The sequence below is a fragment of the Streptomyces sp. AC602_WCS936 genome (assembly GCF_019049125.1).
GTDB lineage: Bacteria > Actinomycetota > Actinomycetes > Streptomycetales > Streptomycetaceae > Streptomyces.
In genome coordinates this window covers 110,865-124,646 of sequence record NZ_JAGMUF010000020.1, presented here as the reverse complement: position 1 = coordinate 124,646, position 13,782 = coordinate 110,865, and the positions used below count along the sequence as shown (strand labels likewise).

Sequence of the window (13,782 nt, the reverse complement as noted above, 5' to 3'; positions counted from 1 at the left end):
CGGTGACTCCGGCGGCGCTCGCGCACTCGCTGTCAGTGCCCGCGGCTAGCCTCTTGGACGTGCCCGCCCATCTCACCGATCCCGAGCAGCTCAAGGAGCTCCTCGGCATCCCCTTCACCCCGGAGCAGACGGCCTGCATCATCGCGCCGCCCGCCCCGCAGGTGATCGTGGCCGGCGCCGGGTCGGGCAAGACGACGGTGATGGCCGCACGCGTGGTGTGGCTGGTCGGCACCGGCCAGGTCGCCCCGGAGCAGGTTCTCGGCCTCACCTTCACCAACAAGGCGGCCGGTGAACTCGCCGAACGCGTGCGCACCGCGCTCATCAGGGCCGGCGTCACCGACCCGGACGTGATCGACCCGGACGATCCGCCCGGCGAACCGGTGATCTCGACGTACCACGCCTTCGCGGGCCGCCTCCTCACCGACCACGGACTGCGCCTCGGACTGGAGCCGACCTCCCGTCTGCTCGCCGACGCCACCCGCTACCAGCTCGCCGCGCGAGTCCTGCGCGAAGCGCCCGGCCCCTATCCGGCGCTCACCCGCTCCTTCCCCGACCTCGTCGCGGACCTCCTCACCCTTGACGCGGAACTCTCCGAGCACCTCGTCGCGCCCGAGGAACTGCGCGCCTGGGACGCAGGTCTCCTCGGCTCCCTCCAGAGCGCCAAGCTCACCAACGCCGACCTGCGCAAGGTCCCGGAGGCCGCCGCCGCGCGCCGCGAACTCGCCGACCTGGTGACCCGCTACCGCGCCGCCAAGCGCGAACGGGACCTGCTCGACTTCGGCGACCAGATCGCCCTGTCCGCACAGCTGGCCGGGCTCCCGGAAGTGGGCCGCGTCCTGCGCGACGAGTTCCGGGTCGTACTGCTCGACGAGTACCAGGACACCTCGGTGGCCCAGCGCATCTTGCTGGCCGGTCTGTTCGGCGCTGGCACCGGCCACCCGGTGACCGCCGTGGGCGACCCCTGCCAGGCGATCTACGGCTGGCGCGGCGCCTCCGTCGCCAACCTCGACGACTTCCCCGAGCACTTCGCGCACGCCGACGGCCGCCCCGCCGCCCGGCAGGCGCTCAGCGAGAACCGCCGCAGCGGCGGGCGACTCCTCGACCTCGCCAACGGCCTGGCCGAGCCCCTGCGCGCCATGCACGCGGGCGTGGAAGCCCTGCGCCCCGCCCCCGGCGCCGAACGCGACGGCACGGTCCGCTGTGCCCTGCTGCCCACCCACGCGGAGGAGATCGACTGGATCGCCGACTCCATCGCCCACCTGGTGCGCACCGGCACGGCGCCCGGTGAGATCGCCGTCCTGTGCCGTACGGCGACCGACTTCGCCGAGATCCAGGGCGCCCTCGTGACCCGCGACGTGCCCGTCGAGGTCGTGGGCCTGTCCGGGCTGCTGCACCTGCCCGAGGTGGCCGACCTGGTCGCCGTCTGCGAAGTCCTCCAGGACCCCGGCGCCAACGCCTCCCTGGTCCGCCTGCTCACCGGCCCGCGCTGGCGCATCGGCCCACGGGACCTCGCCCTGCTGGGGCGCCGCGCCCGGCTCCTGGTGAGCCACGCGCGCGTGGACGGCGACGACGACCCCGACCGGCGGCTCGCCGCGGCCGTCGAGGGCGTCGACCCGTCCGAGGTGATATCGCTCGCGGACGCCCTCGACACCTTCCTGGAGACGCCGCTGGACGGCAGCGGGGACGACGACGGCCTGCCGTTCTCGCCCGACGCGCGCGTACGCTTCGCGCGGCTGGCCACCGAACTGCGCGACCTGCGCCGAGCCCTCGCCGACCCGCTCATGGACGTACTGCACCGAGTCCTCGCCGTCACCGGCCTGGAGGTCGAACTGTCGGCGTCCCCTCACGCCCTGGCCGCCCGCCGCCGCGAAACCCTGTCGAACTTCCTGGACGTCGCCGCGTCCTTCGCCGCGAGCGACGGCGAGGCCACCCTGCTCGCCTTCCTGGGCTTCCTGCGCACCGCCGCCCAGTACGAGAAAGGCCTCGACAACGCCCTGCCGGGCGGCGAGAACACCGTCAAGGTGCTCACCGCGCACAAGTCCAAGGGCCTGGAGTGGGACGTCGTCGCCGTGCCGGGCCTGGTCAACGGCACCTTCCCCAGCGGCCAGGGCCGCGAGAAGTGGACCGCCCAGGGAAAGGTGCTGCCGCACGGCCTGCGCGGTGACGCCGACACCCTGCCCGAGGTCGAGTCATGGGACTCGCGGGGCCTGAAGACCTTCCACGAGGCCATGAAGGAACACCAGCACACCGAGGAGCTGCGCCTCGGCTACGTCACCTTCACCCGCCCCCGCTCCCTGCTGCTGGGCTCCGGCCACTGGTGGGGACCCAGCCAGAAGAAGCCCCGCGGACCGTCCGACTTCCTCATGGCCCTGTACGAGCACTGCGCGGCCGGACACGGCGAGATCGAGGCATGGGCGGACGAACCCGCCGAGGACGAGGAGAACCCGGCCCTGCACCGGGCCGCCGCCGACCACGCCTGGCCCCTGCCCCTCGACGCCGACGCCCTCGCCCGCCGCAGGGCCGCCGCCGAGACGGTCCTCGCCCACCTGGACGACCTCGCCGCGCAAGAGGACGACCACCCCGCCGCCACCCACGACCCGGACACCTACGACGATCCCGACTGGCCGCCGCCCCCCGACGCCGAGGCACTTCCGGACGAAGACGACCCCCGCGACCCCGGCTGGACGGAGGAAGACCCCGCCGACTGGGACTCCTGGACCACGGACCGTCCCGCCACGCCACCGCACGCCACGCCACCGCACGCCGCGCCACCGCACCCCGCCACGCCGCCCGTCCGCCCTGCCGTCCCGCACCAGGCGCCGCCTCCGGACCGGCCCGCCGCCCCCGCCCGCCTCACCCCGGAGGAAGCCCGCACCGTCGCCTCCTGGGACCGCGACCTCGACGCCCTCACCGGCGAGCTCCTGCGCGCCCGGGAAAGCGTCACCGAGGTCCCGCTCCCGGCGTCGCTGACCGCGTCCCAACTGCTGAGTCTGGCCGCCGACCCGGACGGCTTCGCACAGGAGCTGGCCCGGCCCATGCCCCGTCCGCCCCAGCCCGCCGCCCGCCGCGGCACCCGCTTCCACGCCTGGGTCGAGGCACGCTTCGAGCCGCTGACGCTGCCCCTGCTGGAACCGGAGGAGCTGCCGGGCAGCGATGCCGAGATCGCCGACGAACGCGACCTCGAGTTCCTGAAGGACGCCTTCGAACGCACCGAGTACGCCCGTCGCACCCCCCACCGCGTAGAGGCGCCGTTCCAGCTCTCGCTCGCGGGACGAGTCGTACGCGGCCGCATCGACGCCGTCTACAAGGAGGGCGACGGTGAGACGGCCACGTACGAGATCGTCGACTGGAAGACGAGCCGGGCCGGCACCGCCGACCCGCTCCAGCTCGCGCTCTACCGCCTCGCCTGGGCCGAGCAGCAGCGCGTACCCCTGGAATCGGTCACCGCCGCCTTCCTGTACGTGCGCACGGGCGAAGTCGTCCGGCCCGCCGGGCTGCCGGACCGTGCCGCGCTGGAGCACCTGCTGTCGGCCGACCCGGTCGGTGACGAACCGCACGGTCAGGGTGTCGGTGCGGGCCGATAGGCTCGTGAGCATGAGCGACACCCCGGACAGCGCTGTCCGTACGTACATCGAGCACCACCGCGCCGCCTTCCTCGACGACCTCGTCGAGTGGCTGCGCATCCCGTCCGTGTCGGCCCAGCCCGACCACGCGACCGATGTGCGCCGCAGCGCCGACTGGCTCGCCGCCAAACTGAAGGAGACCGGCTTCCCGACCACCGAGGTGTGGCCCACACCGGGCGCGCCCGCGGTCTTCGCCGAATGGCCCTCCGGCGACCCGCAGGCACCGACGGTCCTCGTCTACGGCCACCACGACGTGCAGCCCGCCGCCCGCGAGGACGGCTGGCACAGCGAGCCCTTCGAGCCCGTCGTCCGCGAGAACCGCCTCTACGCGCGCGGGGCCGCCGACGACAAGGGACAGGTGTTCTTCCACACTCTCGGCGTCCGCGCCCACCTGGCGGCCACCGGTCGCACCGCCCCCGCGGTCAACCTCAAGCTGCTGATCGAGGGCGAGGAGGAATCCGGCTCCCCGCACTTCCGCTCCCTCGTCGAGGAGCGCGCCGACCGGCTCCGCGCCGACGCGGTCATCGTCTCCGACACCGGCATGTGGTCCGAGGACACCCCCACGGTGTGCACCGGCATGCGCGGCCTGGCCGAGTGCGAGATCCGGCTGCACGGACCCGACCAGGACATCCACTCCGGCTCCTTCGGCGGCGCCGTCCCCAACCCGGCCACCGCCGTCGCCCGCCTGGTCGCCGCCCTGCACGACGAGCACGCGCGCGTGGCGATCCCGGGCTTCTACGACGGTGTGATCGAGCTCACCGAGCGCGAGCGCGCCCTCTTCGCCGAGCTGCCCTTCGACGAGGGACAGTGGCTGCGCACGGCCAAATCCCGCGCGGCGCACGGCGAGGCCGGGCACACCACCCTGGAGCGGGTGTGGGCCCGCCCCACCGCCGAGGTCAACGGCATCGGCGGCGGCTACCAGGGCCCGGGCAACAAGACGATCGTCCCGGCGTCCGCCATGGTGAAGCTGTCCTTCCGGCTGGTCGCCGGCCAGGACCCCGACCACGTCGAGAAGGCCGTCCGCGCCTGGGCGGCCGAGCAGGTGCCCGCCGGGATCCGCAGCGAGATCACCTTCGGCTCGGCCACCCGGCCGTGCCTGACCCCGCTGGACCACCCGGCGCTCCAGTCGGTCGTCCGCGCCATGAGCCGGGCCTTCGGGAAACCCGTCCGCTTCACCCGTGAGGGCGGCTCCGGACCGGCCGCCGACCTCCAGGAGGTGCTGGGCGCACCGGTGCTCTTCCTCGGCATCTCCGTCCCGTCCGACGGCTGGCACGCCCCCGACGAGAAGGTCGAGCTGGACCTGCTGCTCAAGGGCGTCGAAACAGCCGCCCACCTGTGGGGTGACCTGGCGGAATACTGGCGCCACGCACCCTGAGCGGCTGTCCGGCCCAGGACCGGGCAGGCGCCGCGCCCGGCACACTGGAAAGGCCGCCGCACCGCCCGAGCCCTCCCGGACCCGGTCGCCACCCGCCGCACGAACCGCTAACCGCCTGCCGAACCGAAACGCTCACCGGGGGAGTTGGAAGCACCCGTGACCACCTGGACCGACCACACCGCCGACCGTCCCATCTCGCTCACCGCCCCGAGCGGCATCGACCGTGCCGCCCACCACCGCCTCGACGAGGCCTGGCTCGCGGCGGCGTGGAGCCACCCCTCGACGCGCTGTTTCGTGGTCTCCGGCGGTCAGGTCCTGATCGACGAGACGCCCGACGGACGTACCGAACTCGTCATGACCCCGTCCTTCGAGGCGCCGCTGACCGAGGCACACCGCTACTTCCTGGGCACCGACGACGACGGCGTCAGCTACTTCGCCCTCCAGAAGGACTCCCTGCCCGGCCGCATGGACCAGTCCGCCCGTCCGGCGGGTCTGCGGGAGGCCGGTCTGCTCCTGTCGCCCCGCGACGCCGGTCTGATGGCCCACGCGGTCGCCCTGGAGAACTGGCAGCGCCTGCACCGGTTCTGCTCCCGCTGCGGCGAGCGCACCGTCATCGCCGCGGCCGGCCACATCCGCCGCTGCCCCGCGTGCGGGGCCGAGCACTACCCGCGCACCGACCCCGCGGTGATCATGGCGGTGACGGACGACGAGGACCGGCTCCTGCTCGGCCGCCAGGTCCACTGGCCCGAGGGACGTTTCTCGACGCTCGCCGGGTTCGTGGAGCCCGGCGAGTCCATCGAGCAGTCGGTACGCCGCGAGGTGCAGGAGGAGGTCGGCGTCACCGTCGGTCCCGTCGAGTACGTCGCCAGCCAGCCCTGGCCCTTCCCGTCCAGCCTGATGCTGGGTTTCATGGCGCAGGCCACCTCGACCGAGATCGACGTCGACGGCGACGAGATCCACGAGGCCCGCTGGTTCTCCCGCGACGAGCTGGACGCCGCCTTCGAGTCCGGCGAGGTGCTCCCGCCCTACGGCATCTCCATCGCGGCCCGCCTGATCGAACTCTGGTACGGCAAGCCGCTTCCCACGCGCGGCTCCTTCTGAGGCGAGACACAGACAGAGGGGTGGCCCTCCCCAGCGGGGAGGGCCACCCCTCTGTCTGTGTCGTACCGCTTACGCGCCGACCTTCTGCTTCACCTGAGCCAGCGACGGGTTCGTCAGCGTCGATCCGTCGGGGAAGAGCACAGTGGGGACCGTCTGGTTTCCGCCATTCGCCTTCTCCACGAACGCCGCGGACTCCGGGTCCTGCTCGATGTTGATCTCGGTGTACGCGATGCCCTCGCGGTCCATCTGGCTCTTCAGCCGACGGCAGTAGCCGCACCACGTGGTGCTGTACATCGTCACAGTGCCCGGCATGTCTCTCGCGCTCCTTCGGCGGCTCGGGAAAATCGGCGGCTCCTGGAGGGCCGCACGAAGGGAACGTCCGCGGTGGCGCCACCATTCCCGTGAGACGCCCGCGCCGTGCCCGCGGCGTGACGACTGTCGCATTGGTACGACTATCGGTGCGTGCCTGTGGACAACCGACGCACCTGTCACGCGCGACCTGGCAGCATGGCGGTGTGACAGCAGCAACGCACTCCACCCTCTTCCCGCAGGTACCGGACTCGGCCGACGCGGTGCTCGAAGGGCTCGACCCCGAGCAGCGCGAGGTGGCGACCGCCCTGCGCGGTCCGGTGTGCGTACTGGCGGGCGCCGGTACCGGCAAGACCCGGGCGATCACCCACCGCATCGCCTACGGGGTACGCGCCGGCATCCTCCAGCCCACCAGTGTGCTCGCCGTCACCTTCACCAACCGCGCCGCCGGGGAGATGCGCGGCCGGCTGCGCCAGCTCGGTGCGGCGGGCGTGCAGGCCCGGACGTTCCACTCGGCGGCGCTGCGCCAGCTCCAGTACTTCTGGCCGAAAGCGATCGGTGGCTCCCTGCCCAGGCTCGTCGACCGCAAGATCCAGCTCGTCGCCGACGCCGCGGCCGCGTGCCGCATCCGCCTGGACCGCGGCGAGCTGCGCGACGCGACCGCCGAGATCGAGTGGTCCAAGGTGACCCAGACCGTCCCTGCCGACTACGCCCTCGCGGTGGCCAAGGCCGGTCGTGAGGCCCCCCGCGACCCGGCGGAGATCGCCCAGCTCTACGCTGCCTACGAGGACCTCAAGCGCGGGCGCGGCGTGATCGACTTCGAGGACGTGCTGCTGCTGACCGTCGCGGTCCTCCAGGACCGGCAGGACGTCGCCGAACAGGTCCGCGCCCAGTACCAGCACTTCGTGGTCGACGAGTACCAGGACGTCAGTCCTCTCCAGCAGCGCCTCCTGGAGCTCTGGCTCGGGGACCGCGACGACCTCTGTGTGGTCGGCGACGCCAGCCAGACGATCTACTCGTTCACGGGAGCAACCCCCGACCACCTGCTCGACTTCCGCAGCCGTCACCCTCGCGCCACCGTCGTCAAGCTGGTCCGCGACTACCGGTCCACCCCGCAGGTCGTCCACCTCGCCAACGGTCTGCTCTCCCAGGCCCGCGGCCGGGCCGCCGACCACCGTCTGGAGCTGGTCTCCCAGCGTCCCGCCGGCCCGGAACCCGTCTACGCCGAGTACCCGGACGAACCGGCCGAGGCGGAGGGCGCCGCCCGCCGCATCCGCGAGCTCATCGGCGCGGGCGTGCCGGCCGCCGAGATCGCCGTCCTGTTCCGTACGAACTCCCAGTCGGAGACCTACGAACAGGCTCTCGCCGACGCCGGGGTCCCCTACCAGCTGCGCGGCGCGGAGCGCTTCTTCGACCGCCCGGAGGTGCGTAAGGCTCACAGCGCCCTGCGGGCCGCGGCGCGCTTCGGCGGCAACGACTCCCTGCTCGACGACGCCGTGGACCTGCCCTCCCAGGTGCGCGCGGTGCTGTCCGGGGAGGGGTGGACGCCCGTGCCACCGGCCGGTTCCGGCGCCGTCCGCGAGCGCTGGGAGTCCTTGGCCGCCCTGGTCAACCTCGCCCAGGACTTCGCTGCGGCCGCGGCGGGCGCCACGCTGGGCTCCCTCGTCGCCGAACTCGACGAGCGGGCGGGCGCGCAGCACGCCCCGACGGTCCAGGGCGTCACCCTCGCCTCCTTGCACTCGGCCAAGGGCCTGGAGTGGGACGTCGTCTTCCTGGTGGGCGTGGCCGAGGGGATGATGCCGATCACCTACGCAAAGACCGATGAGCAGATCGAAGAGGAGCGCCGCCTCCTGTACGTCGGCGTCACCCGCGCGCGGGAGCGCCTGCATCTCTCCTGGGCGCTCGCCCGCTCACCCGGCGGGCGGCCCAGTCGCCGCCCCAGCCGTTTTCTGAAGGGGCTGCGGCCCGGATCGGGGAAGTCCGGCGCGGGTACGACGGCCGGCGGCGCCGGGGGCGTGGAGCGTGGCTCCGGGAGCAGCGGCGCCACGGCCGTCGCCCCGAGACGGACGCGTCGGACACCTGCTCGCTGCCGGGTCTGCGGGCGCACGCTCACCGACGCGGGTGAGATGAAGCTGATGCGTTGCGAGGACTGTCCGTCCGACATGGACGAGGGCGTCTACGAGCGGCTGCGTGAGTGGCGTTCGGTCCAGGCCGGGCTCAGCGGGCAGCCCGCGTTCTGCGTCTTCACCGACAAGACGCTGATGGCGATCGCCGAGTCCGTCCCGGAGGACGAGCACGAGCTGGCACGCATCCCAGGTGTCGGGATGCGCAAGCTCAATCGCTACGGAGCCGACGTGCTGGCCATCTGTGCAGGCCAGGAGGGCGCCGGGCTTGACGGGGACGGCTGAAACCAACTCGTCGAAAAAATAGTTTGCGCATGCCCCGGGAATCCCCATAGGTTCTTGGTCACGGGAACAGCGGCCTTCCCGGAGGCCCTGAATCCGTGTTGTACTTGCATATCCGCGGACTGGTTCGTCCAGTCCCCTAGACGCCGAGAGGAGGCGAGTCCAGTGATCAGCATCAACTTCAGCTCCACCGTCAGCTCCACCGCCAAAATGACCGATCGCTCGGCCGTCTCCCTGTGCATGCTCGGCGCCTCGAACCCGGGCATCGGTCTGTCCGGCATTCGTGCCGTGCTCCCGGCGTCCTCCTCCGTTGCCCCCGCGGGCCTTCCCGTCCGTGAGCGCAATGAGCGACCGACCAAGGCACTGGAAGCAGCAGTAGTGGCACAGGCGCAGGCCTATGCCTTTACCGCGACCGGTGCCGGATTCCGGAAGCAGACGACGCAGCACCACCTGATGTGGGCCTTCCGTGGGCCAGAACCCTGGAGTGATCCAGCCTGATTCGATCAGGCCGGCGCCTTCAGGGCCGCGGAACCCCATCCGGGATCCGCGGCCCTTCTGTTTGTCCCCGAACGGGGACGACGGCACGAAGGAGCCTCGGGACAAGAAAAGAACCCGGTACCAAGCCGCCACCCGGCCGACCGGCCGGAACGACCAGACGAGGAAGACCAACCGTGCAACTCGAAGCGCACGCCCCGTCCGTACCGCCTTCCGACACGATCCCCAAGCCCGGCCCCACGGAGGACCCCACCTTGACCCCGCTCACCGCGCTCACCGCGCTCGACGACGCCATCGAGAACCTCGGCGTGCCCGTCCCCTGCCGCTCCTACGACCCGGAGGTCTTCTTCGCGGAGTCGCCGGCGGACGTCGAGTACGCCAAGTCCCTCTGCCGCACCTGCCCGCTGATCGAGGCCTGCCTCGCCGGTGCCAAGGAGCGGCGTGAGCCCTGGGGCGTCTGGGGTGGCGAGCTGTTCGTCCAGGGTGTCGTCGTCGCCCGGAAGCGGCCTCGTGGTCGCCCGCGCAAGAACCCGGTCACGGCATGAACACCGCAGGAACGATCGACCGCCCCCTCACGCACGACCCCAAGAAGCAGGCCCCGATGAAGCCGTCCACCCACGACATCGCAGGCACCGCGCCTGAAGACTTCACCACCAGCGACGCGAAGGACTCGCGTCAGAACAGGACCCGTGAGATGCAACTCATCCCAGAAGCCCTGGCTCGTGCGCATATGCACGACCGGCTGCACGCGGCCGAGCAGGAACGCCGGGCGCTGCGCCTGGCGGCCGCTCGCCGGATGCAGCGCCGGGCCGAGCGCGCCTCGATGCGTGCCCGGCGGGCGCTCGCCATGGCCGTGATGCAGTAACCGATCACCCGAAGCGGTGGCCTCCCGGCTCAGGAGGCGAAGCCTTCCCCGTGGGGCCGGTCCGTCCGAACGGACCGGCCCCACGGCATGTCAGAACCGGGGCCTCAGGCCTCCGCCGCCGTTTCGTCCACGTCGTACGTCTCCACCTCGTACCCCTCCTCCTCGTCGTCCTCGGAGAGGAAGCCCACGAGCCAGTCCTCCAGCTCGTCGCGCAGTCGCACCGTCGCTCCCAGCTGGCACAGCACACCGATGGTGCTCAGGGTGACGCGGTGGATCAGGAGGTAGGCGGGCGGCAGGTTGAGCTGCTTGGCCAGCTGGTACGCGGGGGAGCGCGGGTCGCCGATCCGGGCCGCTTGGCTCCGCATCCAACCGCGGGTGAAGGTGAAGTCGTCGACCCGGGCCGGCTCGATGATCGGCAGGAGGTACTCGAGGACGGCGTCGGGGTCCAGCTCTATCGACTCCTTGACGAAGCCCTCGGAGCAGAGCATCTCGTAGACGGCGTCCGCCTCGCCGTCCAGCGTCATGCGCAGAGCCTGCCCGATGGGCTCGGGCAGACCGCCCGGGAGCCGGTCGACCGTGCCGAAGTCCAGGACGCCGAGGCGCCAGTCGTCCTCGCCGTCCGGTCCGCCGGGCAGCAACCGGAAGTTCCCGGGGTGCGGGTCGGCGTGCAGGAGGCCGGTGCGTGCCGGGCCCGAGAAGAGGAAGTGCGCCAGCAGCTGACCCGCCCGGTCGCGCTGCCGCTGCGTGCCGTCCGCGATGACCTCCGACAGCGGGACGCCGTCCATCCATTCGGTGACCAGCACCTGTTCGCACTGGTGGACCACGTCCGGCACCACGATGTCCGGATCCTCCGCGAACTCCTCGGCGTGAGTGCGCTGGGCCTGTGCCTCCAGGTCGTAGTCCAGCTCCTCGGAGACCCGGTCCTTGAGCTCCGTGATCAGCGGCTTGACGTCCATGCCGGGAACCAGAGGGCCGAGCAGGCGGGCGAAGCGGCTGAGCTGGTTCAGGTCGGACAGCAGGGCTTCGCCGGCACCCGGGTACTGCACCTTGACCGCCACCTCGCGGCCGTCGTGCCACACCGCGCGGTGCACCTGGCCGATGGACGCCGCCGCGGCCGGCTTGTCCTCGAACTCCAGGAACAGGTCCTGCCAGTCCTCGCCGAGCCGCTCCGCGAGAACGGCGTGCACCGTGCGCGTCGGCATGGGCGGCGCCGCCTCCTGCAGCTTGGTCAGGGCCGCCCGGTAGGGGCCGGCGACCTCCTCGGGCAGCGCGGACTCGAAGACGGACAGGGCCTGCCCGAACTTCATCGCCCCGCCCTTGAGCTCGCCCAGCACCTTGAACAGCTGCTCCGCGGTCCGCTGCTGCAACTGCGCGCCGACGATCTCCGCTGACTCGCCCACGATTCGCTTCCCGAGCCCCCAGGTCGCCCGCCCGGCGAAGCCGAGCGGGAGCGCGGCGAGCTTGGCGGTCCGGGTGACCGCCTTGCGCGGAAGATCAGACATGCGCCCTCCAAGTCCCAGCCGGCCGGGCGGCTTCTGCCTCACGGCGAATGTCCGCTGACGGCCCTTGCCCAGCCATTGTCGCGCGCCGCTCCCCCTCCACGGGGATGTGTTCCTGCTTACCTTTTCCGGCGGCCTCGCACGGGCAGGCGGGGTGCGCGGGAACCGGGCGCGTGTGCCAGCGCAGTCCCGGCAGCGACACCTCCCAGCGGGTGCCGATGCTGGAGGGCGTGCCGCCGTCCAGGAACGCGAGAGCGTGGGCCGCCGCCAGCCCGGCGACCGTCGTGGCCAGGGTGAGATCGCAGGGAGGGACCTGTCGGCGGCCGCCGGAGCGCCACTGCGCCACCAGACGTGGCCAGGCCGGGTCCCGGTCGGTGCGGTCCGCCTGAAGGCACCCCGCGCACCCCGTCTCGCCGGGCAGGACCAGGGGACCGACCACACCGGTTCCCTCGACGACACCGGCGTACAGGTGGGGCGTGCCGGAGGCCATCAGGGAATCCGCGGCGGCGGGGTCGGGGGCGTGCACCGCGACGTCGTCGCGCGGGGCGACGATCACCAGGGAGAACCCCGGGGCGTCCTCCTCGGACGGTGCCGCGGGACCACGGCGCGGCGGCCGGCCGGGGGCTGCCCGGCGGACGACACGGCGGGCCGTCTCGTCCCGGCGGCTCCCGACGGACTCGGCGGGAAGCCCGCCCGGGGTGACGTCCCAGGGCTCGACGCACCCGCCGTCGAGGACGTCGACCACGCCGACGCCCGCGCCCGACAGAAGGCCGGCCAGCACCGCGCCCACCCGTCCGGCGCCCCTCACCCGGACCCGCAGGGCGCGTCGTGCGGCCAGGTGTCTCATCGCCTCCCCCGGAGCGCACGTGGTCAGGGAGAGGGAGGCCAGGTCGGGCCGGAGCCGGTCGAGCACCTCGCCCTTCTCCCGCAGGGCGTCGGCGTCCGGCCCGCCGCCCCTGGAGTCGTCGAGGAGACCGGCACGGGCGAGCCCCTCGACCACCCGGTCGACATGTCCGTCCGGCAGATCCATGCGGCGTCCCTCCTCGCGCAGGAGAGCGCGACCGCGGGTGCCGTTGAGCAGCTCCAGGAAGCTGCCCGTCGCGGTGTCCACCGGGCCGAGCGTCAACGCGTGCGCGGGCGTCATCCCGAACTGCACGGTGTTCAGATCACGCCAGCCGCGCCTGAGCGCGGGCTTCACCATCGGATGCATGCCAGGCCCCCCGTGGGTCTTCAGATGGACGACTTCTGCACGTGCCGGTCCGCGTGGTCGGTCGCGAATGCGCCGGCGAGTGCCAGCATGCCCGGATGCGCGCCGAGGCGTCGAAAGTTGTCCACAGGCGGTGGGTATTCGTCGTACGAATCAGTCGTACACGCCGAGCGAGGGGTGCCGGATCGGGGCCGAAGCGTCCCGGAGCCGGGACTTCCCCGTGTGCAGCGGGTAACGTCGTGGCGTGTCCGCCGACCCACTGCACCGCGCCGGGGCGCCCCAGCGCACACCGACGAATCCGCCGCCGAACGGCTCGGCGACGAGCGCGATCGAGGTCCGCAGGAGCACCCGGCGACGCCGGACGGTCTCCGCGTACCGCGAGGGCGATCGCACCGTCGTGCTGATCCCCGCCCGCATGTCCGAGGCGGAGGAGCAACGCTGGGTGAGCGTCATGCTGGACAAGCTCGCCGCCCAGGAGAGCAAACGCGTTCTCGGCGACGCCGAACTCGCCGAGCGCGCCGAGTGCCTGTCCGGCCAGTACTTCGAGGGGCGGGCCCGGCCCACCTCGGTCCGCTGGGTCACCAACCAGAACACCCGATGGGGCTCGTGTACCCCGTCCGAGGGAAGCATCCGGCTGTCGCACCGCCTCCAGGGCATGCCCGAGTACGTCGTCGACTACGTCCTCCTGCACGAACTGGCGCATCTGCTCGTTCCCGGCCACGGTCCCCGGTTCTGGCGGCTGCTGGAGGCGTACCCGCGGACCGAGCGGGCCCGCGGGTACCTCGAGGGCGTTGTCGCCGCCGACCGGCTACCGCACGTACCCGGCGCGCGCAGCGAGTAACGCGCCCCGAGTACGCCCCGGCCGGGGGTACGCCACGGCGGCGCACGGGTTCTGTACCGGGT

The 13,782-nt window shown here is 72.4% G+C and carries 11 protein-coding genes; 8 read left to right on the top strand and 3 right to left on the bottom strand.

What is annotated here, in order from left to right; genetic code table 11:
* Positions 1 to 59: 59 nt before the first annotated feature.
* The 3 genes from KUM03_RS09215 to nudC all read left to right on the top strand — a co-directional run bounded on the left by KUM03_RS09215 (position 60) and on the right by nudC (position 6,099).
* Positions 60 to 3,584: an ATP-dependent DNA helicase gene (locus KUM03_RS09215; protein ID WP_217246537.1), complete on the top strand. Its 3,525-nt coding sequence runs from the start codon at positions 60 to 62 to the stop codon at positions 3,582 to 3,584.
* A gap of 10 nt (positions 3,585 to 3,594) precedes the next feature.
* Positions 3,595 to 4,998 (top strand): dipeptidase, encoded by a 1,404-nt coding sequence (locus KUM03_RS09210; RefSeq protein WP_217246536.1) that lies wholly within the window; start codon positions 3,595 to 3,597, stop codon positions 4,996 to 4,998.
* A gap of 156 nt (positions 4,999 to 5,154) precedes the next feature.
* Positions 5,155 to 6,099 carry an NAD(+) diphosphatase gene (gene nudC, locus KUM03_RS09205; protein ID WP_217246535.1) on the top strand — a complete coding sequence of 315 codons (945 nt, stop codon included), beginning with the start codon at positions 5,155 to 5,157 and terminating at the stop codon, positions 6,097 to 6,099.
* A 69-nt stretch (positions 6,100 to 6,168) separates the two neighbouring features.
* Here the strand turns inward: nudC and KUM03_RS09200 are convergent, their stop codons facing one another.
* Positions 6,169 to 6,411, bottom strand: coding sequence for a mycoredoxin (locus KUM03_RS09200; RefSeq protein ID WP_055417962.1), 243 nt, complete (start codon positions 6,409 to 6,411; stop codon positions 6,169 to 6,171).
* A 203-nt stretch (positions 6,412 to 6,614) separates the two neighbouring features.
* On the opposite strand from KUM03_RS09200, the gene KUM03_RS09195 reads away from it, so the two are divergent.
* From KUM03_RS09195 to KUM03_RS09180, 4 genes are all read left to right on the top strand, one after another.
* A complete protein-coding gene (locus tag KUM03_RS09195; protein ID WP_217246534.1) occupies positions 6,615 to 8,816 on the top strand; it encodes an ATP-dependent DNA helicase UvrD2 in 2,202 nt (733 codons plus the stop codon).
* A 162-nt stretch (positions 8,817 to 8,978) separates the two neighbouring features.
* A complete protein-coding gene (locus KUM03_RS09190) occupies positions 8,979 to 9,311 on the top strand; it encodes a hypothetical protein (protein ID WP_217246533.1) in 333 nt (110 codons plus the stop codon).
* Between the two features lie 173 nt (positions 9,312 to 9,484).
* A complete protein-coding gene (locus tag KUM03_RS09185) occupies positions 9,485 to 9,853 on the top strand; it encodes a WhiB family transcriptional regulator (protein ID WP_073724386.1) in 369 nt (122 codons plus the stop codon).
* A complete protein-coding gene (locus KUM03_RS09180) occupies positions 9,850 to 10,173 on the top strand; it encodes a hypothetical protein (protein WP_217246532.1) in 324 nt (107 codons plus the stop codon). The genes KUM03_RS09185 and KUM03_RS09180 overlap by 4 nt, the downstream gene beginning before the upstream one ends.
* Positions 10,174 to 10,277: 104 nt before the next feature.
* On the opposite strand, the gene KUM03_RS09175 is transcribed toward KUM03_RS09180, so the two are convergent.
* Complete coding sequence (locus KUM03_RS09175) at positions 10,278 to 11,675, bottom strand: AarF/ABC1/UbiB kinase family protein (protein ID WP_217246531.1); 1,398 nt, start codon at positions 11,673 to 11,675, stop codon at positions 10,278 to 10,280.
* Entirely contained in the window at positions 11,668 to 12,882 is a 1,215-nt protein-coding gene (locus tag KUM03_RS09170; protein ID WP_217246530.1) for a TOMM precursor leader peptide-binding protein, read from the bottom strand. Before KUM03_RS09170 ends, KUM03_RS09175 begins: the two co-directional genes overlap by 8 nt.
* 241 nt (positions 12,883 to 13,123) lie before the next feature.
* On the opposite strand from KUM03_RS09170, the gene KUM03_RS09165 reads away from it, so the two are divergent.
* Positions 13,124 to 13,720, top strand: a complete 597-nt coding sequence (locus KUM03_RS09165; protein WP_217246529.1) for a M48 family metallopeptidase — start codon at positions 13,124 to 13,126, stop codon at positions 13,718 to 13,720.
* The last annotated feature ends 62 nt before the right edge of the window (positions 13,721 to 13,782 follow it).

Coding starts and splice junctions, on each gene's coding strand:
- KUM03_RS09210 (WP_217246536.1), top strand. CDS start 3,595: ATGAGCGACACCCCGGACAGCGCTGTCCGTACGTACATCGAGCACCAC.
- KUM03_RS09200 (WP_055417962.1), bottom strand. CDS start 6,411: ATGCCGGGCACTGTGACGATGTACAGCACCACGTGGTGCGGCTACTGC.
- KUM03_RS09180 (WP_217246532.1), top strand. CDS start 9,850: ATGAACACCGCAGGAACGATCGACCGCCCCCTCACGCACGACCCCAAG.
- KUM03_RS09175 (WP_217246531.1), bottom strand. CDS start 11,675: ATGTCTGATCTTCCGCGCAAGGCGGTCACCCGGACCGCCAAGCTCGCC.
- KUM03_RS09170 (WP_217246530.1), bottom strand. CDS start 12,882: ATGCATCCGATGGTGAAGCCCGCGCTCAGGCGCGGCTGGCGTGATCTG.